Source organism: Streptomyces sp. S3(2020), assembly GCF_013044505.1.
Taxonomy (GTDB): Bacteria; Actinomycetota; Actinomycetes; order Streptomycetales; family Streptomycetaceae; genus Streptomyces.
Map to the genome: position 1 here is coordinate 1 of NZ_JABERD010000041.1, position 22,389 is coordinate 22,389.

Annotated in this window: 20 protein-coding genes; 10 read left to right on the plus strand and 10 right to left on the minus strand. The window is 71.0% G+C overall.

Annotated features, from left to right (window positions below):
* From HLK59_RS15850 to HLK59_RS15860, 3 genes are all read right to left on the minus strand, one after another.
* On the minus strand, window positions 1–225 hold a 225-nt coding region (locus tag HLK59_RS15850; RefSeq protein ID WP_206327179.1), incomplete at its 3' end, for a hypothetical protein.
* Window positions 226–358: 133 nt separating this feature from the next.
* Complete coding sequence (gene pcaB, locus HLK59_RS15855; RefSeq protein ID WP_171142066.1) at window positions 359–1,798, minus strand: 3-carboxy-cis,cis-muconate cycloisomerase; 1,440 nt, start codon at window positions 1,796–1,798, stop codon at window positions 359–361.
* Window positions 1,795–3,837, minus strand: a complete 2,043-nt coding sequence (locus HLK59_RS15860; protein WP_171142067.1) for an FAD/NAD(P)-binding protein — start codon at window positions 3,835–3,837, stop codon at window positions 1,795–1,797. The genes pcaB and HLK59_RS15860 overlap by 4 nt, the downstream gene beginning before the upstream one ends.
* 584 nt (window positions 3,838–4,421) lie before the next feature.
* Between HLK59_RS15860 and HLK59_RS15865 the strand changes: the two genes are divergently transcribed.
* The 10 genes from HLK59_RS15865 to HLK59_RS15910 all read left to right on the plus strand — a co-directional run bounded on the left by HLK59_RS15865 (window position 4,422) and on the right by HLK59_RS15910 (window position 13,322).
* Window positions 4,422–4,835, plus strand: a complete 414-nt coding sequence (locus HLK59_RS15865; RefSeq protein ID WP_240982434.1) for a hypothetical protein — start codon at window positions 4,422–4,424, stop codon at window positions 4,833–4,835.
* The gene (locus HLK59_RS15870) at window positions 4,832–5,026 is read left to right on the plus strand and encodes a hypothetical protein (RefSeq protein WP_171142069.1); all 195 of its coding nucleotides are present in this window, start codon (window positions 4,832–4,834) and stop codon (window positions 5,024–5,026) included. Before HLK59_RS15865 ends, HLK59_RS15870 begins: the two co-directional genes overlap by 4 nt.
* Before the next feature lie 94 nt (window positions 5,027–5,120).
* Entirely contained in the window at window positions 5,121–6,128 is a 1,008-nt protein-coding gene (gene mvk, locus HLK59_RS15875; protein WP_240982435.1) for a mevalonate kinase, read from the plus strand.
* Window positions 6,118–7,146: a diphosphomevalonate decarboxylase gene (mvaD, locus tag HLK59_RS15880; RefSeq protein WP_171142071.1), complete on the plus strand. Its 1,029-nt coding sequence runs from the start codon at window positions 6,118–6,120 to the stop codon at window positions 7,144–7,146. The genes mvk and mvaD overlap by 11 nt, the downstream gene beginning before the upstream one ends.
* Entirely contained in the window at window positions 7,143–8,234 is a 1,092-nt protein-coding gene (locus HLK59_RS15885; RefSeq protein ID WP_171142072.1) for a phosphomevalonate kinase, read from the plus strand. Before mvaD ends, HLK59_RS15885 begins: the two co-directional genes overlap by 4 nt.
* Complete coding sequence (gene fni / locus HLK59_RS15890) at window positions 8,231–9,325, plus strand: type 2 isopentenyl-diphosphate Delta-isomerase (RefSeq protein WP_171142073.1); 1,095 nt, start codon at window positions 8,231–8,233, stop codon at window positions 9,323–9,325. Before HLK59_RS15885 ends, fni begins: the two co-directional genes overlap by 4 nt.
* Window positions 9,322–10,383, plus strand: coding sequence for a hydroxymethylglutaryl-CoA reductase (locus HLK59_RS15895; protein WP_171142074.1), 1,062 nt, complete (start codon window positions 9,322–9,324; stop codon window positions 10,381–10,383). Before fni ends, HLK59_RS15895 begins: the two co-directional genes overlap by 4 nt.
* Before the next feature lie 3 nt (window positions 10,384–10,386).
* Window positions 10,387–11,556: a hydroxymethylglutaryl-CoA synthase gene (locus HLK59_RS15900; protein WP_171142075.1), complete on the plus strand. Its 1,170-nt coding sequence runs from the start codon at window positions 10,387–10,389 to the stop codon at window positions 11,554–11,556.
* A gap of 132 nt (window positions 11,557–11,688) precedes the next feature.
* On the plus strand, window positions 11,689–12,669 hold the full coding sequence (locus HLK59_RS15905; protein ID WP_171142106.1) for a ketoacyl-ACP synthase III: 981 nt from the start codon (window positions 11,689–11,691) through the stop codon (window positions 12,667–12,669).
* 62 nt (window positions 12,670–12,731) lie between these two features.
* Window positions 12,732–13,322, plus strand: a complete 591-nt coding sequence (locus HLK59_RS15910) for a malonic semialdehyde reductase (RefSeq protein ID WP_171142076.1) — start codon at window positions 12,732–12,734, stop codon at window positions 13,320–13,322.
* Between the two features lie 91 nt (window positions 13,323–13,413).
* On the opposite strand, the gene HLK59_RS15915 is transcribed toward HLK59_RS15910, so the two are convergent.
* The 7 genes from HLK59_RS15915 to metK form a co-directional block, all read right to left on the minus strand.
* Window positions 13,414–13,737, minus strand: a complete 324-nt coding sequence (locus HLK59_RS15915; protein ID WP_171142077.1) for a DUF6059 family protein — start codon at window positions 13,735–13,737, stop codon at window positions 13,414–13,416.
* Window positions 13,738–13,959: 222 nt separating this feature from the next.
* Window positions 13,960–14,088 (minus strand): hypothetical protein, encoded by a 129-nt coding sequence (locus HLK59_RS51965; RefSeq protein ID WP_277349486.1) that lies wholly within the window; start codon window positions 14,086–14,088, stop codon window positions 13,960–13,962.
* A 22-nt stretch (window positions 14,089–14,110) separates the two neighbouring features.
* A complete protein-coding gene (gene ahcY / locus HLK59_RS15920) occupies window positions 14,111–15,520 on the minus strand; it encodes an adenosylhomocysteinase (RefSeq protein ID WP_171142078.1) in 1,410 nt (469 codons plus the stop codon).
* A complete protein-coding gene (gene metF / locus HLK59_RS15925; protein WP_171142079.1) occupies window positions 15,498–16,403 on the minus strand; it encodes a methylenetetrahydrofolate reductase [NAD(P)H] in 906 nt (301 codons plus the stop codon). The genes ahcY and metF overlap by 23 nt, the downstream gene beginning before the upstream one ends.
* Entirely contained in the window at window positions 16,400–19,903 is a 3,504-nt protein-coding gene (gene metH / locus HLK59_RS15930) for a methionine synthase (RefSeq protein WP_171142080.1), read from the minus strand. Before metH ends, metF begins: the two co-directional genes overlap by 4 nt.
* Window positions 19,900–20,883, minus strand: a complete 984-nt coding sequence (locus HLK59_RS15935) for a carbohydrate kinase family protein (RefSeq protein WP_171142081.1) — start codon at window positions 20,881–20,883, stop codon at window positions 19,900–19,902. The genes metH and HLK59_RS15935 overlap by 4 nt, the downstream gene beginning before the upstream one ends.
* Before the next feature lie 89 nt (window positions 20,884–20,972).
* On the minus strand, window positions 20,973–22,181 hold the full coding sequence (metK, locus tag HLK59_RS15940) for a methionine adenosyltransferase (protein ID WP_171142082.1): 1,209 nt from the start codon (window positions 22,179–22,181) through the stop codon (window positions 20,973–20,975).
* Window positions 22,182–22,389 lie beyond the last annotated feature (208 nt).

A 22,389-nucleotide genomic window follows, 5' to 3' on the forward strand; every position in this document is an offset into this window, starting at 1 on the left:
CATCAGGGCCTGGAGCAGCTGTTCCCCGGCATCCGCCGGGACCTCGTGCGCGCCGGAGCGGTTCACATCCGTATGCCCGAGGACATGCTGCTGCTCGGCCCGGCCGGGCGGCCGGATCTGCCGTGCCGGTGCGGGCGGTCTGCCGTGCGCCGTGGGTGTCGGTGCGGGCGGTCTGAGGCGGGCCATGGGCATCTGTGCGGGCTGCTTGCCGCAGACCATCGGCATCGGCGGGCGGTCTGCCGCAGACCATCGGCGTCGGCGTTTGCGGACCGGTCGTTCTCGGCGGGTGTGCGGCGCGGCCGGTGCGTACGGCGGTGCACGGCATGCGCTGCACCGCCGTACGCAACCGGCCGCCCCGTCAGGGCGCCGGGGCCCGCCCAAGCCCCGGCGCGGTCAGGGCCCGGTCGACCAGGGGGCCGGCTGTGCCGGTGTAGCCGGCCGGGTCGAGCAGGGTGGTTGCCTCCTCCCGGCTCAGGACGCCCGCCAGTTGCGGGAGTCCGGCCAGTACTTCGGCCAGGGGCAGGCCGGTGCGGGAGGCGAGCAGGGAGGCCTGCGTGAGCAGTTCCTTGGCGGCCGTCTTGCCGATGCGGGGGGCCAGGACGGCCGAGACCCGTTCGGAGACGAGCTGGCCGCCGGTCGCCTGGAGGTTGGCGCGCATCCGTTGCGGGTGGACGGTGAGGCCCCGGGCGAGTTCGACGGCGGTGTGCGCGGCGCCGCCGGTGAGCCGCAGTGCCTCGCGCAGCGGCTGCCACTCCGCGTGCCACATCCCGGCCGACCGTTCGTCCTCGGTGGGCAGGCACTGCAACAGCACGGTGGCCAGCGCGGGGACCTGGAGCGCGGCCGAGCGGATCAGGGTCGCCAGCACGGGGTTGCGTTTGTGCGGCATCGCCGAGGAGGCGCCCCGCCCGGCGACCGCGGGCTCGGCCACCTCGCCGACCTCGGTTCGGGTCAGCACCAGCACATCCGCGGCGATCTTCCCGAGCGCCCCGGTGGTGTGGGCGAGGGCGGCACCCAGGTCGGCGACGGGGGTGCGCAGGGCGTGCCAGGGCAGCACGGGAACGGCCAGGCCCGTCTCGTCGGCGAACGCGGCGCCGAGTTCGTCGAGTACGGCCGCGGGGTCCGCGCCCTCACCGGCGTACTGGAGATAGCCCGCCAGGGTCCCGGCCGCGCCGCCGAGCGCCACCGGGAGCCCGCCGTCGGCGAGCCGTTCCAGGCGTTCGACGGCGTCCAGGACCAGTTGCCGCCAGCCCGCCGCCTTGAGCCCGAACGTCGTGGGCACGGCGTGCAGGGCGAGGGTGCGTCCCGCCATCGCCGTGTCCCGGTGGGTGGCCGCGAGGGCGCCCAACGCCTCGGCGACGGCCCGCAGATCGGCGACGATCAGGCGCAGCGCCCGCTGGGCCACCAGCATCGCGCCGGTGTCGAAGACGTCCTGGCTGGTCGAGCCGCGGTGCACGTACTCGGCGGCCTCCGGGGAGCGTTCGGCGACCACCGCGGTCAGCGCCTTGACCAGGCCCACGACCGGGTTCGCGGTCTCCCGCGCGGCCAGCGCCAGTTCGCGTACGTCGAGGAGCTCCGCGCGGGCGGCGGCGGTGATGGCCGCGGCCGCCTGCGCGGGCACGGTGCCGCAGCGGGTCTGGGCGCGGGCCAGGCCCGCCTCGGCGTCGAGCATCGCCTGCAGCCAGGCGCTGTCACCGACGGCCGCCTCGACGGGGGTGCCGGCCCGCACCGGTGAGAGCAGCCCGGCGTCCAGGTGGGCGCAGATCGCTCCGGTCCGCGGGGAGGTGTGCACGGAGCTCATGCGCCCGCCCTCGCCGTCACGGTGACCGGCTCCGCCAGGGGGCGGGCCGGTTCGGGCAGGGCGAGGACGGCCGCCGCGATGGCGTCGGAGTCCTCCAGGGTGACCGAGCCGACGCCGGGCCGGATACCGGCGGCGGTCACCCAGTGCACCGACTCGGTGGGCACGCCGTAGGCGAAGCGCCGCGGGTGCAGCACTCCCCTGGCGTCGATGACGTGGTAGGGCCGCTCGGACACCGCGAGGCCGCCGGTCTCGTAGTCCGCGCCGCCCGTGCCCTCCCCGTCGGGGATGCGGTAGGGGTGGCACTGCCCGGTGCGCAGCAGCTGGTTCATCAGCGGGTCCGCGGTGCGCCTGAGGTCGATCTCGGGCAGGCGGGCCTCGATGAGGACCGTGGCCCGCACCCGTACGTCCGCTATCTCGCTCGACGTACCGATGAAGCTGGGGCCGAGCGGGTCGTCCGGGTCGGTGCTGACGCGCATGCCGGGGCCGGTGACGTCGAGGACGCCGGCGTCCAGGAGCGCGGCCATCTCCTCGATGCGGGAGGCCGGCGGGCCGATGGACAGATAGGCGTTGAGCGGTGTGTACCAGCCGTCGAGGTCGTCGCGGTGGGACGCGGCGGTCAGGCCGGCGTGGTCGACGGCGAGCCGCAGTTCGTTGCGCAGGTCCCGCAGGACGTCGAGGGCGGCCTTGACCGGTCCGCTGACATTGCCCTGGCGGGCCAGGCGGACGTCGTCGTCGAGGTGGCCGCGCAGCCAGTCGCGGAAGGCGGCCCGGCCGGTGAAGACACGGTCGCCGTAGGGGCGGGCGACACGCTTCCAGTCCCAGCGCTCGGCGCCCTCGATGCCGGTCGCGTCGAGGAGGACGTCCTCGTCCCCGCCCGGTTCGGCCTCCAGATAGGCCTCGACGAACTCCTCGACGACGTCCGGGAGTTCACCGCGTGACTCGAGGAGCGCGGCGTAGTAGACGCTGCACACCTCCTTGGATATGAGCGGCCATAGGTCGGCGACGAAGTCGATGGCCCCGTGGTGCGGGGCGCGGGCCCGCAGCGCCGCGATGTACCCGGTGGTCAGCAGCCGCGGGTAGTAGCGGCCGTGGGCGCCCTTCTCGTTCTCGCCGCGCGCCTGGTAGGGGACGCCGCGCCGGGAGCCGGCGTGCAGGCGTGGTTCGCGGCCCGAGGGCCGGTAGACCAGGCGGCCGTCGACGCGGGTGAAGATGCCGCCCCGGCCGTGGGTGAACAGGGCCAGGTAGTCGAAGAAGTTGAGCCCGAGTCCGCGCAGCAGCACGGTCTCGCCGGGCCGGATGCCCGACAGGTCCACGTCGGCCGGGTTGGCCGGGGCCAGGTAGGTCAGACCGCTGAGCTCCGCGTAGTCGGTCAGCTCGCGTTCGGTGTCGGAGAGTCGGGCGGGTACGTGGCCCTGTGCGAGGACGACCGCGGACAGCGCGGACAGCCGGGTGCCGTCCTCCAGCACGATGGTCTGCTCCCCCGCCACGCCGTCGTCCTCGAGGGCGACGGCCCGTACCGGGTGGGTGCGCACCGTCACGTGTGCGGCGGCGCCCGCGACGACCCGCTGGAACGCCCACGTCAGGTAGCAGCCGTACAGGGCTCGGGTGGGGTAGGAGTCGGGGCCCAGACGGCGGGCCTCGGCGAGGACCCCGTCGTCGTAGCCGGCCCGCGGGGCGGCCTCCAGGGTGTGCGAGACCAGCGCCTTGGCCCACTCGTACAGGCTCGGTCCCTCGTCCAGCGGGCCGTCGATCCGGACACTTGCGTCGGTGTAGACCGTGACCTGCGAGGACACCGTGTTCATCAGCAGGTGCCGGGACTGCGTGGGGCGCCACACCCGTCCCGAGCCGGGCGGGTCCGGGTCGACGACGTGCACGGTGACGGTGTCCCAGCGGGGCGACTTCCTCTCCTGTGCGCAGAGCCGTTCCAGTACGGAAAGGCCCCGCGGGCCTGCGCCGACGAGGCAGACCTCCAAGTGCGCCGCCGCGTCACCGCGGGCGGACCGGGCGGATTCCCGGGCGTCCGGACAGCCGAATGGCATCGGATCGTCCAGGGCATACTGTGCGGCCGCCGTCACCGGCGGCCCTGCGGTGAGTCCGACGCTTACTGCGCGTTCGCCTCCATGCGTACCGTCCACAGTGCCTCCTTCCTCCGCCACCGTCGGGGCAGGCGCTCAATCACCGCTCGGACCCTGATGGAAATCCGCTTGAGGAATGGCGGGGCAATTGACCGGACGCGCTCGACCCCCGTCGGACGGGAGGTGACACGGCACCTCCAACGAGCCGCGAACGGGGCTGTATCGGGACTCCAGCACCGCTCGCTACGTTCGGGAAAAAGCGTCACAGGATCGACCCGGCCATTCGGCACGACACGGTCGCGGAGGGCGAGCCGCCTCATGAAGGAGATTCGTTGATGGTTCACCCGTGCCCCAGAAACCACACCCATGAGAGCCGTGCCGTTCCCGGTTTCGTCCTGTGCGCGCCCTGTATCGGTCAGTTGGCACGCAATCTGCGTACACTCCCCGCCCTCCATCAGGAGTGTCTGCACCACGTTTCTCCGACCCATCGGCGGACCAACCCCACCCGGGTTTCGGGAAGCCGTAACCGGGATCACCTGAACATCTCGGTGCTCGACGCCCGGTACAACATCCTCGCCACTCTCGAGTCGTGGTCGGAAATCGTGGTGGAAAAGCTCGGTGTCAGCGCGCCGGCCCGTTCCGTGCCGCAGCTGGCACGGTTTCTGACCCGGCATCTGGAGTGGCTCGCCGCGCAGCCCCCGGCCGCCGACTTCGCAGGTGAGACGGAGGGTCTGGTCGCCGAACTGCGCAGCACGATCGACCCCGACCCGCACGCGTTGCACTCGCTGATCCGGCAGTGCGTCGTGGACGACTGCGGTGGCACCATCAGTGCCTCGCCGCGAAACTCCGGAAAGTCGGGGAGCCGGAGCATCGGATGCTCGGCGGGGCATTCCTGGGAAATGCACGAGTGGCTGACTCTGAGGCAGCTCATGGAGCGGCAGCGAAAGGGTGTCCCGGCATGAGGAAACCGCCCCGCCACAGGCTTGTTCCGACGAATGTCGCCGCACTCGCCGTGGGCGTGTCCGAAGCGACGATCCGTAAGTGGGTGAGCCGCGGGAAGATCACCCGCTATGGCGCGCCGAACTGCCGCTCGGAGTTCGACATCGAGGAGCTCACGGAGATCGCCGTGCGGCGTGGTACCGCGTCCCGATGACGTTCGGGTATTCCCCGCAGCACATTCTGCGGCGCAAGTACAGCCAACCGCCCGTCTCGAAGACTTTCGTGAAACGACAAGGGGAGTGAGTGCGTTGACGCTACCGACCTCAGTGGAGGGGGTTTCGGAAAACCGTCGGGCTCGCTCGGTCGGCATCGGTCGCGCCCACGCCAAGGCGATCCTGCTGGGCGAGCACGCGGTCGTGTACGGGACTCCGGCGCTCGCGCTGCCGATTCCGCAGCTGACGGCCACGGCGAACGCCGGATGGTCCTCCCATGCCTCCGACGCCCAGGGCGGCCTGTCCTTCACCATGACGGGTTCCGCCTCGCGGGCCGTGGTGACGCTGGCGTCCGACGGTCTTCAGCGGCTGGCCGCGGCGTTCAAGGAGCGCATGGGTGTGCCGGGCAGGCCGCATCTCGACGTGATCCTCGACGGTGCCATCCCGCCCGGCCGCGGGCTCGGTTCCAGTGCGGCGAACTCGCGGGCGATCGTCCTGGCGCTGGCCGATCTCTTCGGCCACGAGCTGTCCGAGGCCACCGCGTTCGACCTGGTGCAGACGGCCGAGAACATGGCCCACGGCCGGGCCAGCGGCGTCGACGCCATGACCGTCGGCGCGGCGGGCCCGCTGCTGTTCCAGGCGGGCCGGGCCGAGGAGCTGGCCGTCGGCTGCGACGGCCTGTTCATCGTCGCGGACAGCGGTACCGCGGGCAGCACCAAGGAGGCGGTCGAGCTGCTGCGGGACGGCTTCCGGCGCGAGGCGGGAGCCGAGGAGAGGTTCCTGGGCCGCGCCACCCAGCTCGTCGAGGAGGCCCGGCGGGCTCTCGCCGACGGCGCTCCCGAGGAGCTCGGCTCGCGGCTGACGGAGTATCACGAGCTGCTGCGGGCGGTCGGCCTGAGCACCGACCGCATCGACGCGATGGTCGCGGCGGCGCTCGGCGCGGGCAGCCTCGGCGCCAAGATCACCGGGGGTGGTCTGGGCGGCTGTGTCCTCGCCCTCACCCAGCCGGAACTGGCGAGCGAGGTCGCCCGGCGGCTGCACGACGCGGGCGCCGTCCAGACGTGGGTCGTCCCGCTGAGGAGGCTCGCCGCCCATGCGCTCTGAACAGCTCACACGACCGCCGGTGCGGGGCGGGGCGACGGACGCCACCGCCGTCGCGCACCCGAACATCGCGCTGATCAAGTACTGGGGCAAGAGCGACGAGCGGCTGTTCCTGCCCCGCACCGACAGCCTGTCCATGACCCTGGACATCTTCCCGACGACCACCCGGGTCCGCCTCGCCCCCGACGCGGACCGGGACACGGTCACCTTCAACGGCGAACGCGCCGGCGGTGAGGCCGCACGGCGTATCGCCGCCTTCCTGGACCTCGTACGGGAACGCGCGGGCAGCACCGAGCGGGCCGTCGTGGACACCGAGAACACCGTCCCCACCGGGGCGGGTCTCGCCTCCTCCGCCAGCGGCTTCGCCGCCCTCGCCGTCGCCGCGTCGGCCGCCTACGGGCTCGACGGCGACCCGCGTGCCCTGTCCCGGCTGGCCCGGCGCGGCTCCGGCTCGGCCTCCCGGTCGATCTTCGGGGACTTCGCCGTCTGGCACGCCGGCACCGACGACCTGAGCTCGTACGCCGAACCCGTCGACGCCGCCGCCGGCCTGGACCCGGCACTCGTCGTCGCCGTGGTCAACGCGGGCCCCAAGGAGGTGTCCAGCCGCGAGGCCATGCGCCGTACCGTCGACACCTCACCGCTGTTCGAGCCGTGGGCGCTCTCCAGCAAGGACGACCTCCTCGACATGCGCTCGGCGCTGAGCCTCGGCGACCTGGACGCGGTCGGTGAGGTCGCGGAACGCAACGCGCTCGGCATGCACGCCACCATGCTCGCGGCACGCCCCGCCGTGCGGTACATGTCCCCGGCCTCCCTCACCGTCCTGGACGCCGTGCTCCAGCTCCGCCGGGACGGCGTCCCCGCCTACGTGACCATGGACGCCGGCCCCAACGTCAAGGTGCTGTGCCGGCGCGCGGACTCCGGCCGGGTGGCCACCGCCGTACGCGCCGCCGCTCCGGACAGCGCGGTGCACACCGCCGGGCCGGGCAGGGGCGCCCGGCTGCTCACCGAGGACGGACGATGACTTCCCGGCGCACGGTCGTGCGGCGCGCGCCGGGCAAGCTGTACGTCGCGGGCGAGTACGCGGTGGTGGAGCCCGGCAACACGGCGATCCTGGTGGCGGTCGACCGGTACGTCACCGTCACGGTGTCCGGCACCGCCCGCACCGGCGTGGTGGTCTCCTCCGACCTCTGGCCGCGCTCCGCGCACCTGCGCTGGCAGGACGGCCGCCTGACCGGAGCCGACGGCGAAGCCGCCCACGTGGTCACCGCGATCGAGACCGTGGCCGACCTGCTCACCGAACGCGGCCTGTCCGTCCCCCCGTTGAGCGTGTCCGTCACCAGTGCCCTGCACGAGAACGGCAGGAAGTACGGCCTGGGCTCCAGCGGCGCGGTGACCGTGGCGACGATCGCCGCCGTCGCCTCGTACTGCGGGCTGGAGCTCTCCCGCGACGCCCGGTTCCGTCTCGCCCTGCTCGCGACGGCCCGTATCGACCCCAAGGGCTCCGGCGGTGACCTCGCCGCGGGCACCTGGGGCGGCTGGATCGCCTATCGGGCACCCGACCGGGCGTTCGTGCTCGACCTGGCCCGCAGCCGCGGCGTCGAGGAAGCCCTGCGCACCCCCTGGCCGGGCTCGGAGATACGTCGGCTGCCCGCGCCGAACGGCCTGTCCCTGGAGGTCGGCTGGACCGGGAACCCGGCCTCCACGACGTCCCTGGTGGCCGGCCTGCACCGCAGGACCTGGCGGGGCACCCCCTCGCACCAGAAGTTCGTGGAGAGCACCGCCGACTTCGTGCACGCCGCGATCGGCGCCCTCGAAGCGGGCGACGGCGAAGGGCTGCTGCACCAGATCCGGCGCGCCCGCCAGGAGCTGGCCCGCCTGGACGACGAGGTCGGACTCGGCATCTTCACCCCCGAACTGACGGCGCTGTGCGACGCGGCCGAGGCCGCCGGCGGCGCGGCCAAACCCTCCGGGGCGGGGGGCGGCGACTGCGGCATCGCCCTGCTGGCCGCCGACGCCCCGCACGACATCGCGCAGGTACACGGGCGGTGGACCGCGGCCGGGGTGCTGCCCCTGCCCGTCCGTCCCGCCCCGGAAGGGAACCAAGCATGAGTAGCGCTCAGCGCAAGGACGACCATGTCCGGCTCGCCATGGAGCAGCAGCACGCGCACAGCGGACGCAACCAGTTCGACGAGGTGTCGTTCGTCCACCACGCCCTGGCCGGCATCGACCGCCCGGACGTCTCCCTGGCCACCGCCTTCGCCGGCCTCACCTGGCAGGCGCCGCTCTACATCAACGCGATGACCGGCGGCAGCGCCAAGACCGGCGTCATCAACCGGGACCTGGCCATCGCGGCCCGCGAGACCGGGGTGGCCATCGCGTCGGGTTCCATGCACGCCTACTTCAAGGACCCGTCCTGCGCGGACACCTTCCGGGTGCTGCGCGAGGAGAACCCGGACGGGTTCGTCCTGGCCAACGTCAACGCGACGGCGTCCGTCGACAACGCGCGCCGGGCCATCGACCTGATCGAGGCGAACGCCCTGCAGATCCACCTCAACACCGCGCAGGAGACGCCCATGCCGGAGGGCGACCGCTCCTTCGGCTCCTGGGCGGCGCAGATCGAGCGGATCGCGGCCGCCGTCGACGTCCCCGTGATCGTCAAGGAGGTCGGCAACGGGCTGAGCCGCGAGACGATCCTCGCCCTGCCGAACCTGGGCGTGCGGGTCGCCGACGTCAGCGGGCGCGGCGGCACGGACTTCGCCCGCATCGAGAACGGGCGGCGCGAACTCGCCGACTACGCCTATCTGCACGACTGGGGGCAGTCCACGGTCGCCTGTCTGCTGGACGCGCAGGACGCCGGCATCCCCGTGCTGGCCTCCGGCGGTGTCCGCACCCCCCTGGACGTGGCCCGCGCCCTCGCGCTCGGCGCCCGTGCCGTCGGCTCCTCCGGTGGCTTCCTGCGCACCCTGCTCGACGGTGATGTCGCCGCGCTGGTCGCGAAGATCTCCTCCTGGCTCGACCAGCTGGCGGCCCTGCAGACCATGCTCGGCGCCCGCACCCCCGCCGACCTCACCCGCTGCGACCTGCTGATCCACGGCGAGCTCCGGTCCTTCTGCGTGGACCGGGGCATCGACACGCGGCGGCTCGCCCAGCGTTCCAGCTCCATCGACGCCCTCCACGAGATGACGGGAAGCACACGATGACCGAAGCACACGCGATCGCCGGGGTCCCCATGAGGTGGGTGGGCCCCCTCCGCATTTCGGGGAACGTCGCCAACACCGAGACCCATGTCCCGCTCGCCACCTACGAGTCCCCGCTGTGGCCGTCCGTGGGCCGCGGCGCGAAGGTCTCCCGGCTGGCCGAGAAGGGCATCGTCGCCACCCTCGTCGACGAGCGGATGACACGCTCGGTGCTCGTCGAGGCGACCGACGCGCTGACCGCGCTCACGGCCGCGCGGACCATCGAGGCACGTATCGACGAGCTGCGCGAAGTGGTGCGCGGTTGCAGCCGGTTCGCCCAGCTGATCGGCATCCGGCACGAGATCAACGCCAACCTGCTGTTCATCCGGTTCGAGTTCTCCACCGGCGACGCCTCCGGCCACAACATGGCGACCCTCGCCTCCGACGCGCTCCTCGCGCACCTGCTGAAGACGGTCCCGGGCATCTCCTACGGGTCGATCTCCGGCAACTACTGCTCGGACAAGAAGGCCACCGCGATCAACGGCATCCTCGGCCGCGGCAAGAACGTCGTCACCGAAATACTCATCCCGCGTGACGTGGTCTCCGGCGTCCTGCACACGACGGCCGCGAAGATCGTCGAGCTGAACATCCGCAAGAACCTGCTCGGCACCCTCCTCGCCGGCGGTATCCGCTCGGCGAACGCCCACTACGCGAACATGCTGCTCGCGTTCTATCTGGCGACCGGCCAGGACGCGGCCAACATCATCGAGGGCTCGCAGGGCGTCGTCATGGCCGAGGACCGCGACGGCGACCTCTACTTCGCCTGCACCCTGCCCAACCTGATCGTGGGCACGGTCGGCAACGGCAAGGGCCTCGGCTTCGTCGAGACGAACCTGACCCGCCTGGGCTGCCGGGCCGACGGCGCGCCCGGCGAGAACGCCCGCCGGCTCGCCGTCCTGGCCGCGGCCACGGTGCTGTGCGGTGAGCTCTCGCTGCTCGCGGCGCAGACGAACCCCGGGGAGCTCATGCGCGCGCACATCCAGCTGGAACGCGACAACAAGACCGCAAAGGTTGGTGTATGAGGCATGTCCATATCCATCGGAATCCACGACCTGTCGTTCGCGACAGGCGAGTTCGTCCTGCCGCACACGGCCCTCGCGGCCCACAACGGCACCGAGATCGGCAAGTACCACGTGGGCATCGGCCAGGAGTCGATGAGTGTGCCCGCCGCCGACGAGGACATCGTGACCATGGCGGCCGCGGCGGCCGCGCCCATCATCGCCCGGCACGGCAAGGACCGTATCCGCACGGTCGTGTTCGCCACCGAGTCGTCCATCGACCAGGCGAAGGCGGCCGGTATCTACGTCCATTCGCTGATCGGCCTGAACTCGGCCACCCGTGTCGTCGAGCTGAAGCAGGCCTGCTACGGGGCGACGGCGGCCCTCCAGTTCGCCATCGGCCTGGTGCGGCGCGACCCCGCCCAGCAGGTCCTGGTGATCGCGAGCGACGTCTCCAAGTACGAGCTGGACAGCCCGGGTGAGGCGACGCAGGGCGCGTCCGCGGTGGCCATGCTGGTCAGCGTGGACCCCGCGCTGGTGCGGATCGAGGACCCCTCGGGTCTGTTCACCGCCGACGTCATGGACTTCTGGCGGCCGAACTACCTCTCCACCGCGCTCGTCGACGGCCAGGAGTCCATCGGCGCCTACCTCCAGGCCGTCGAGGGCACCTGGAAGGACTACTCGGAGCAGGGCGGCCGCACCCTGGAGGAGTTCGCCGCGTTCTGCTACCACCAGCCGTTCACGAAGATGGCCTACAAGGCCCACCGTCACCTGCTGAACTACTGCGGCTACGACACCGACAAGGACGTCATCGCGGGCGCCCTGGGCCAGACCACGGCGTACAACACGGTGATCGGCAACAGCTACACCGCGTCCGTGTACCTGGGCCTGGCCGCGCTGCTCGACCAGGCGGACGACCTGACCGGCCGGCCGCTCGCCTTCCTCAGCTACGGTTCCGGGTCCGTCGCCGAGTTCTTCGCCGGGACCGTGGTCGCCGGCTACCGGGACCATCTGCGGACCGAGGAGAACCTTGAGGCGATCTCCCGGCGCCGCACGGTCGACTACGCCGGCTACCGCGAACTGCACGAGTGGACGTTCCCGGCCGACGGCGGCGACCACGCCACCCCGGAGCAGACCACCGGGCCGTTCCGGCTGGCCGGGATCAGCGGCCACAAGCGGATCTACCAGGCGCGCTAGAGCGTCTCGCGGGCATGTGGGCGGCCACCGTGCGCCGCCCACCCGTCGGCCCCTTCGTACAGCCATTCACAGACCACTTGAGGGGAGGGCAGCCGCATGACGCAGGCATCGATCCCGGGCCACGGCAGCCCCATGAAGGACATCAGGATCCTCGGTACGGGTGCCTATGTGCCGGACCGGATCGTCTCCAACGACGAGGTCGGCGTGCCGGCCGGGGTCGACGACGCCTGGATCACCCGTAAGACCGCGATCCGGGAACGCCGCTGGGCCGCCCCCGGCCAGGCGACGTCCGACCTGGCGACGGCGGCGGCACGTGCCGCGATGCAGTCGGCCGGCATCACCGCGGAGCAGCTGTCCATGATCGCGGTCGCCACGTCCACGCCGGACCGGCCGCAGCCGCCGACGGCGGCCTATGTGCAGCGCAATCTCGGCGCGTCCAGCACCGCGGCGTTCGACGTCAACGCGGTGTGTTCCGGCACCGTGTTCGCGCTCTCCGCGGTCGGCAGTGTGATCCTGCGGCGCGGCGGCTACGCGCTGGTGATCGGCGCGGACACGTACTCGCGCATCCTGAACCCGGCCGACCGCAGGACGGTCGTCCTGTTCGGGGACGGCGCCGGTGCCATGGTCCTCGGCCCGACCACCCAGGGCCCGCTGCTGCGGCATGTCGCCCTGCACACCTTCGGTGCGCTCTCCGACCTCATCCAGGTGCCCGCGGGCGGCAGCCGGCAGCCCCTGGACGAGGCCTCTCTGGAGGCCGGGTTGCAGTACTTCGCGATGGACGGGCGGGAGGTACGCCGTTTCGTCGTGGAGCAACTCCCGCAGCTGGTCAAGGGGTTCCTCCACGAGGCCGGTGTCGAGGCCACGGACATCAGCCACTTCATCCCGCACCAGGCCAACGGCGTCATGCTCGACGACGTCTTCGCGGACCTGGCCCTGCCCCGCGCCACCATGCACCGCACGGTCACGCACTACGGCAACACGGGCGCGGCCTCCATCCCGATCACCCTGGACGCGGCCGTCCGCGACGGTGCCTTCCGCCCCGGCGAGCTGATCCTGCTGGCCGGGTTCGGCGGGGGCATGGCCGCGAGCTTCGCCCTGGTCGAGTGGGCGTGAGGGGTCCTCGTAGCAAACCCCGCAGACACCCCTTCACAAACCCCTGTTGAAAGGTTGCATCCATGGCGCTCGTGCTCGACGCCGCCGCCCAGGACCTCCTCTTCCGTGAGGCCCGCACGGCCAACGCCTTCACCGACGAGCCGGTGACCGACGAGCAGATCGAGGCGATCTACGACCTCGTCAAGTACGGTCCGACCTCGTCCAACCAGACCCCGCTGCGCATCACCCTGGTCCGCTCCCCCGAGGCCCGTGAGCGCCTGGTGGGGCACATGGCCGAACCCAACCGTGCCAAGACCGCCGCCGCCCCGCTGGTCGCGATCCTCGCCACGGACAACGAGTTCCACGAGGAGCTGCACAAGCTGGTCCCGCATTTCCCCCAGGTCAAGGATCTCCTCTTCGCGGAGCGCCCGGCCCGCGAGGCGTCCGCCGTCCTCAACGGCGCCCTGCAGGCCGCGTACTTCATCATCGGTGTCCGTGCCGCGGGCCTCGCCGCGGGCCCGATGAGCGGCTTCGACGCCGCCGGCGTCCAGAAGGAGTTCCTGGACGACGACCACACCCCGCTGATGGTCGTCAACATCGGCAGGCCGGGCCCCAACGCCTGGTTCGCGCGCGCCCCGCGGCTGGATGCCGACGAGGTCATCACCACCGTCTGAGTCCGGCCACACCGAAAGGGCCGGGCGCGGCGAGCAGATGCTCGCCGCGCCCGGCCCTTTCGGCTGCCCGGCAGCCCGGCTCCCGTGGCGGTCAGCCGCGCTCGCGGGCGTGCTCGTAGGCGGGCCACACATCGCGGACCAGTTGCCGTTCCTGCGCGGTCAGTGGTATGTCCTCGCGCAGCCGCTCGGGGTGCGCCGGAGGCGGCCCGCCGACCCCTGGCGGCAGCACCAGGAACCGGCCCTGCGCATAGCGCACCAGACGGTTCTGGGAGCGTGTGGCGGGGCGCGGCGGGTCCATGGCCTGCAATGCCTCGGGGCCGACATAGATGGCCCCGTAGGACGCCAGGCCCCGCCACAGAGGCCGCAGGCAGCGGTTGACCATCACCCGTAGAACACCACGCAGCATCCGAATCATGACTGCACCTCCACGCCTCCACTCGTCGTTTCCTATAGAGATTCGCAAGGTTCACTCGCGAATCGGTCGAGAAGACTTGGTGCACGCTTGTGCCGTTTCGGACGGCCGTGGACAGCCGGCGGACACGCCGTACGGGCATGCCGTACAGGCACAACGACGAGGCGCGCTGCGGTGGTGTGCAGCGCGCCTCGTGGGTGGAGCGAAAGGGAACGTCGGTGGTGGTCAGTCGATACCGCGTACGACGTGGGGTTCCCAGCTGTCTTCCTCGTCGATGCCGGCGAGCCGGAGCGGCGGGGCGAGCGCCGGGGCGTCTTGGGACTGTCTGGTGTCCTCCTCCAGGATGTCGTGCACCTGGTCCTCCTGCCGGGTCGGCTCAGTAGCGGTAGTGGTCCGGCTTGTAGGGGCCGTCGACCTCGACGCCGATGTAGGAGGCCTGCTCCGGGCGCAGCGTCGTCAGCTTCACGCCGAGCGCGTCCAGGTGGAGGCGGGCGACCTTCTCGTCGAGGTGCTTGGGCAGCGTGTACACGCCGATCGGGTACTCGGACTGCTTGGTGAACAGCTCGATCTGGGCCAGCGTCTGGTCCGCGAACGAGTTGGACATCACGAACGACGGGTGCCCGGTCGCGTTGCCCAGGTTCAGCAGGCGCCCCTCGGACAGGACGATGAGCACCTTGCCGTCGGGGTAGGTCCAGGTGTGGACCTGGGGCTTGACCTCGTCCTTGACGATGCCCGGCACGCTCGCCAGACCGGCCATGTCGATCTCGTTGTCGAAGTGGCCGATGTTCCCGACGATGGCCTGGTGCTTCATCCTGGCCATGTCGGCGGCCATGATGATGTCCTTGTTGCCGGTGGTCGTGATGAAGATGTCGGCGGTCTCGACGACCTCGTCCAGCGTGGTCACCTGATAGCCGTCCATCGCGGCCTGGAGCGCGCAGATCGGGTCGATCTCGGTGACGATGACGCGTGCGCCCTGTCCGCGCAGCGACTCCGCACTCCCCTTGCCGACATCGCCGTAGCCGAAGACGACCGCGGTCTTGCCGCCGATGAGGACGTCGGTGGCCCGGTTGATGCCGTCGATGAGGGAGTGCCGGCAGCCGTACTTGTTGTCGAACTTGGACTTCGTCACGGCGTCGTTCACGTTGATCGCCGGGAACAGCAGCACCCCGTCGCGCTGCATCTCGTACAGCCGGTGGACGCCGGTCGTGGTCTCCTCGGAGACCCCGCGGATCTCCGAGGCGATCCGCGTCCAGTCCAGCGGGCTGTTCTCCAACAGGCCGCGCACCACGGCCAGTTCCTCGTTCTCGGCGATCGGCAGCTCGCCCGTCTTGCGGTACTCGACGCCCTTGTGGACGAGGAGCGTGGCGTCACCGCCGTCGTCGAGGATCATGTTCGGGCCGGCGTGCCCGGGCCAGGTGAGGGCCTGCTCGGTGCACCACCAGTACTCCTCCAGGGTCTCGCCCTTCCAGGCGAAGACCGGGATGCCGGCGGCGGCGATGGCGGCGGCCGCGTGGTCCTGGGTGGAGAAGATGTTGCAGGACACCCAGCGCACCTCGGCACCCAGGGCGACCAGCGTCTCGATGAGCACGGCGGTCTGCACCGTCATGTGGAGCGAGCCCGTGATCCGTGCGCCGGCGAGCGGCTGCGTCTCGGCGTACTCCTCGCGGATCGCCATCAGACCGGGCATCTCGTGCTCGGCGAGGGTGATCTCCTTGCGGCCGAACCCGGCGAGGGAGAGGTCTGCGACCTTGAAGTCCGTGAAGTCAGCGCTGGGCTGCGAGGGCATGCTGGGCACTCCTTGAGTTCGTCACGTTGCGGTGGATTTCGAGCGTCGCCGTGGAGCGGTTCAGCGTGATGTAGTGCAGTCCCGGTGCGCCTTCGGCGAGGAGCCGCTGGGCCATCGCGGTGGCGTACTCGACGCCGATGCGGTGCCCGTCCGCGGGGTTGTCGCGGACGGCGTCCAGGCGGTGGGCGAGGTCCTCGGGGAAGGCGGCGCCGCTGAGTTCGGCGAAGCGGGCGATCTGGCGTACGTCGGTGGCCGGCATGATCTCCGGGATGATCGGGGTGTCGCAGCCCGCGGCGGCCACCCGGTCGCGCAGTCGCAGGTAGTCCTCGACGTCGAAGAACATCTGGGTGATCGCGTAGTCGGCGCCCGCCCTGCACTTGGCGACGAAGTGCCGGATCTCGCTGTCCCAGTCCGATGAGCGCGGGTGCCGTTCCGGGAAGGCGGCCACGCCGACGCTGAACTCCCCCGACTCCTTGACCAGGCGCACGAGTTCGTCGGCGTGGGTGAAGCCGGCGGGGTGCGGGATCCAGGGGGCGTTCGGGTCGCCGGGCGGGTCCCCGCGCAGGGCGAGGACGTCCCGGACGCCGGCGTCGGCGTACTGGCCGATGATGTGCCGCAGTTCCGCCACGGAGTGGCCGACGGCGGTCAGGTGGGCGACGGGGCGCAGGGTCGTGTCGGTCGCGATCCGTTTGGTCACCTCGACGGTGCGGTCCCGGGAGGAGCCGCCGGCGCCGTAGGTGACCGAGACGAAGGTCGGTGCCAGCGGCTCGATCCGGCGGATCGCGTCCCACAGGGTCCGCTCCCCCTTGGCCGTCTTCGGCGGGAAGAACTCGAAGGAGAACGACGGGGTCCCCGCGTGGAGGATGTCGCGCAGTGTGCTCATTCCCGGCCTCCGGCGTTGAAGTAGCTGGCCTCGGGGTGGTGCAGGACGATCGCGTCCGTGGACTGCTCGGGGTGCAGCTGGAACTCCTCGGACAGGTGGACGCCGATGCGCTCGGGCTGGAGCAGTTCGGCGATCTTCGCGCGGTCCTCCAGGTCGGGGCAGGCGGGGTAGCCGAGGGAGTAGCGGCAGCCCTGGTACTCGGTACGGAACATGCCGTCCAGCGAGCCCGGGTCGCCCGCGGCGATGCCGAGTTCGTCGCGCACGCGTGCGTGCCAGTACTCGGCGAGTGCTTCGGCCAACTGGACGGACAGGCCGTGCAGTTCGAGGTAGTCGCGGTAGGCGTTGGCCTCGAACAGCTTGGCCGTCTCCTCGCCGATGCGGGAGCCGACGGTGACGACCTGGAGACCGACGACATCGGTCTCCCCCGACTCCTCGGGGCGGAAGAAGTCCGCGAGGCACAGTCGGCGGCCGCGGCGCTGGCGCGGGAAGGAGAAGCGGGTCAGTTCGGACCCGTTCTCGTCGAGCAGGATCAGGTCGTCGCCCTTGGAGACGGACCGGAAGTAGCCGTGTACGACGGCCGCTTCGAGCAGGTTCTCCGTCTGGAGCCGGTCGATCCAGCCGCGCAGCCTGGGCCGGCCCTCGGTCTCGACGAGTTCCTCGTACGTCGGCCCGTCGCCCTTGCGGGCCTGCTTCAGCCCCCATTGCCCCTTGAAGAGGGCGCCCTCGTCGAGCCAGGAGGCGTACTCCTTGAGCTGGATGCCCTTGACGACACGGGTGCCCCAGAACGGCGGGGTGGGCACGGCATTGTCGACGGCGACGTCGGAGCGTCCCTGTTCGGGGCTCTCCGCCACGACGACGGCAGCGGTCGCGGTGCTCCTGACCCGCCGCTGCTTCAGCTCGGGCAGCTTGGCACCGGGTACGCCCCGCTTGACCGCGATGAGCGCGTCCATGAGACGCAGGCCCTCGAAGGCGTCGCGGGCGTAGCGGACTTCACCTTCGTAGATCTCGTGCAGGTCCTGTTCGACATAGGCCCGGGTGAGGGCGGCGCCGCCGAGGATCACCGGGTAATCGGCCGCCAGGCCACGCTGGTTGAGCTCCTCCAGGTTCTCCTTCATGATCACCGTGGACTTCACCAGCAGCCCGGACATGCCGATGACGTCGGCGCGATGCTCCGCGGCGGCTTCCAGGATCGCGGAGACCGGCTGCTTGATACCGATGTTGACCACGTTGTAGCCGTTGTTGGACAGGATGATGTCGACGAGGTTCTTGCCGATGTCATGCACGTCCCCGCGGACGGTCGCGAGGACGATGGTGCCCTTGCCCTCGGCGTCGGACTTCTCCATGTGCGGCTCAAGATGGGCCACCGCGGTCTTCATGACCTCGGCGGACTGGAGGACGAACGGCAGCTGCATCTGACCGGAGCCGAAGAGCTCACCGACGACCTTCATGCCCTCCAGGAGGATGTTGTTGACGATGTCCAGAGCGGGAGTGTTCTGCAAGGCCTCTTCGAGATCGGCCTCCAGGCCGTTCTTCTCGCCGTCGATGATGCGCCGCTTGAGGCGCTCCTCCAGTGGCAGGGCGGCGAGTTCCTCGGCCTTGCCAGCCTTGAGCGACTTGGCGGTGGCGCCCTCGAACAGGGCCATCAGCTTCTGCAGCGGGTCGTAGCCCTCGGCACGCCGGTCGTAGACGAGGTCGAGAGCCGTCTTCACCTCTTCCTCGCTGAACCGGGCGATCGGCAGGATCTTCGAGGCGTGCACGATCGCCGAGTCCAGACCGGCCTTCGCACACTCGTCCAGGAAGACCGAGTTGAGCAGGATGCGGGCGGCCGGGTTGAGACCGAAGGAGATGTTCGACAGACCCAGCGTGGTCTGCACATCCGGGTGGCGGCGCTTGAGCTCACGGATCGCCTCGATGGTCGCGATGCCGTCGCCCCGGGACTCCTCCTGACCCGTGCAGATGGTGAAGGTCAAGGTGTCGATGAGGATGTCCGACTCGTGGATGCCCCAGTTCCCGGTCAGATCGTCGATGAGCCGCTCGGCGATCTCGACCTTCTTCTCGACGGTACGGGCCTGGCCCTCCTCGTCGATGGTCAGCGCGATCAGCGCGGCACCATGCTCCTGCGCGAGCCGCGTGACCTTCGCGAAGCGGGACTCGGGACCGTCACCGTCCTCGTAGTTGACCGAGTTGATGACCGCACGCCCGCCGAGCTTCTCCAGCCCGGCCTGGATGACCTCCACCTCGGTGGAGTCAAGGACGATCGGCAGCGTGGAGGCGGTGGCGAAGCGGCCCGCCAGCTCCTCCATGTCGGCTACACCGTCCCGGCCGACGTAGTCCACGCACAGGTCCAGCATGTGCGCGCCCTCACGGATCTGATCCCGGGCCATCTCCACACAGTCGTCCCAGCGGCCTTCCAGCATGGCCTCGCGGAACTTCTTCGACCCGTTCGCGTTGGTCCGCTCACCGATCGCCATGTACGACGTGTCCTGCCGGAACGGCACCGTCTGGTACAGCGAGGCGGCACCCGGCTCGGGACGCGGATCCCGTGCGGTCGGGGTCAGACCGCGCACCCGCTCGACGACCTGGCGCAGATGCTCAGGCGTCGTACCGCAGCAGCCGCCGACCAGCGAAAGGCCGTACTCGCGAACGAAGTTCTCCTGCGCGTCGGCCAACTCCGGGGCACCCAGCGGGTAGTGGGCGCCGTCCTTGCCCAGCACCGGCAGACCGGCGTTCGGCATACAGGACAGCCGGATGCGGGAGTGACGGGCCAGATAGCGCAGGTGCTCGCTCATCTCGGCGGGCCCGGTCGCACAGTTCAGACCGATCATGTCGATGCCGAGCGGCTCCAGCGCGGTGAGCGCGGCGCCGATCTCGGAGCCGAGCAGCATCGTGCCGGTCGTCTCCACCGTCACTGACACGATGAGCGGCAGGTCCAGGCCGAGTGCCGCCAGGCCGCGGCGGGCTCCGAGGACGGCGGCCTTGGTCTGGAGGAGGTCCTGGGTGGTCTCGACGAGCAGGGCGTCGGCGCCGCCCGCGACCAGGCCCTCGGCGTTCTGCTGGAAGGCGTCGCGCAGGGTGGTGTACGGGGCATGGCCGAGGGTGGGCAGCTTGGTCCCGGGGCCGATCGAGCCGAGGATCCAGCGCTGGCGGCCGTCGCGAGCGGTGTACTCGTCGGCCGTCTCGCGGGCGATACGGGCGCCGGCCTCGGAGAGTTCGTGGACGCGCTCGGGGATGTCGTACTCGGCGAGGGCCGCGTGGTTGGCGCCGAAGGTGTTCGTCTCGACGCAGTCGACGCCCGCGTCGAAGTACTCGGCGTGCACCGAGCGCACGATGTCGGGGCGGGTGACGTTGAGGATCTCGTTGCAGCCCTCGAGCTGCTGGAAGTCCTCCAGCGTGGGGTCCTGCTCCTGGAGCATGGTGCCCATCGCCCCGTCGGCGACCACCACACGGGTGGCGAAAGCCTCGCGGAGCGCGGCGATGCGGGTCCTGTGGTCAGCGGTCATGAGTGTTCTCCGAGGACTGGCGCGAGCGGGTCGGCCGTACCGGGGCCGTAGGCTCGCTCGACGATGCCGGACAGCTGTGCCAGGTCGACCTCGTAGGACTGGGAGCCCACCGCGCCGAGGACCACGGAGGCCAGTGCGCAGCCCAGTCGGGCCGCGGGTTCGAGCGGCACGCCGTGGCTGATGGCGGCGAGGAAGCCGGCTCGGAAGGCGTCGCCGACACCGGTCGGGTCGGTCGTGACGGCGTCGGGGACCGCGGGGACGACGAGCGGGGGCTGTCCGGCGCGCTCGATGCGCACCCCCTTCTCGCCGAGGGTGGTGACCCAGGTGCCGACGACCGCGAGGATGTCGGTGCGGCTCCAGCCGGTGCGCTCCTTGAGCAGCGCGGCCTCGTACTCGTTGGTGAACAGCCAGGTGGCACCGTCGACCAGCTCGCGGGCCTGGTCGCCGTCCAGGCGGGCCAGTTGCTGCGAGGGGTCGGCGGCGAAGGGGAGGCCGAGGGCCCGGGACTCGGCGGTGTGGCGCAGCATCGCCGCCGGGTCGTTGGGCGAGACGAGGACGAGGCCGGGGCGGTCGCCATCGGTGACGAGGGCGTTCAGGTCGATGTCGTGGGCTTCGGCCATGGCGCCCGCGTAGAACGCGGCGATCTGGTTGGCGTCCTCGTCGGTCATGCACATGAAGCGGGCCGTCTGGTGTTCGGCGGAGGTGTGCACTCCCCCGGTGTCGACGCCGTGTTCCTTCAGCCAGACCGCGTACTCGGCGAAGTCGGTGCCGACCGCCCCGACCAGGAGCGGCGACAGGTCGAAGCCGCCGAGCCCGAAGGCGATGTTGGCGGCGACGCCGCCCCGGCGCACCTCGAGGCGGTCGACGAGGAAGGAGAGCGAGATGTGGGCCAGCTGCTCGGGGAGCAGCTGGTCCGTGAACCGTCCGGGGAAGACCATCAGATGGTCGGTGGCTATGGATCCTGTCACCGCGATGCGCACGGGAACTCCTTCGGTCGCTTCGGTCGCTGATCGCCGGTGTCGCACGGCGTCGGCCGCGACCGTCGGGCCCGGCCGTCCAGGTCTCGGGCTCAGATGCCCGCGGCCGCCTTGAGCTGCTGGGCGCGGTCGGTGCGCTCCCACGTGAAGTCGGGCAGCTCACGGCCGAAGTGGCCGTACGCGGCGGTCTGGGCGTAGATCGGGCGCAGCAGTTCCAGGTCGCGGATGATCGCGGCCGGACGCAGGTCGAAGACCTCGCCGATGGCCTGCTGGATCTTCTCCACCTCGACGGTGTGGGTGCCGAAGGTCTCGACGAACAGGCCCACCGGCTCGGCCTTGCCGATCGCGTACGCCACCTGCACCTCGCAGCGGGACGCGAGACCGGCCGCGACGACGTTCTTGGCGACCCAGCGCATCGCGTACGCCGCCGAACGGTCCACCTTGGACGGGTCCTTGCCGGAGAACGCGCCGCCGCCGTGGCGGGCCATGCCGCCGTACGTGTCGATGATGATCTTCCGGCCGGTCAGACCCGCATCACCCATCGGGCCGCCGATCTCGAAGCGCCCGGTCGGGTTGACCAGGAGGCGGTAGCCCTCGGTCTCCAGCTTGATGCCGTCGGCGGCGAGCTGCGCCAGCACGTGCTCGACGACCTCCACGCGGATGTCGGGGGTCAGCAGGGACTCCAGGTCGATGTCGGAGGCGTGCTGCGAGGAGACCACGACGGTGTCGAGGCGGACGGCCTTGTCGCCGTCGTACTCGATGGTGACCTGCGTCTTGCCGTCGGGCCGCAGGTAGGGGACGGTGCCGTCCTTGCGGACCTGGGTCAGCCGGCGGGAGAGCCGGTGGGCCAGCTCGATGGGCAGCGGCATCAGGTTGGGCGTCTCGTCCGTGGCGTACCCGAACATGAGGCCCTGGTCGCCGGCGCCCTGCTTGTCGAGCTCGTCCTCGTCGCCTTCGACCCGCTTCTCGTAGGCGGTGTCGACGCCCTGGGCGATGTCGGGGGACTGCGCGCCGATGGACACCGAGACACCGCAGGAGGCGCCGTCGAAGCCCTTGGCCGAGGAGTCGTAGCCGATGTCGAGGATGGCGTCGCGCACGAGTTGGGCGATGGGGGCGTAGGCCGTGGTGGTGACCTCGCCTGCGATGTGCACCTGACCGGTGGTGATCAGGGTCTCCACCGCGACGCGCGAGGCGGGGTCCTGGCTCAGCAGCGCATCGAGGATGGTGTCACTGATCCGATCGGCGATCTTGTCGGGGTGACCCTCGGTCACGGATTCCGAGGTGAACAGACGACGGGACATGGCTCTCCTGATGGTTGCGGCCCAAAGCACGAAGGGCGTCAGAGACCGGGCGAGGTCACCCGTGACACAGCCCAAGATGGACGACCTCGAACGAGGAGCACTCGAAGAGCGGCGGAACCTCGGCGGAGAGGACCGCCCCGACGGCGGTGCGGCCGCTTCGCACGTGGTACGCCGACGCCGTGGCCGCCCGGATCCGCTCGCGGGGCGT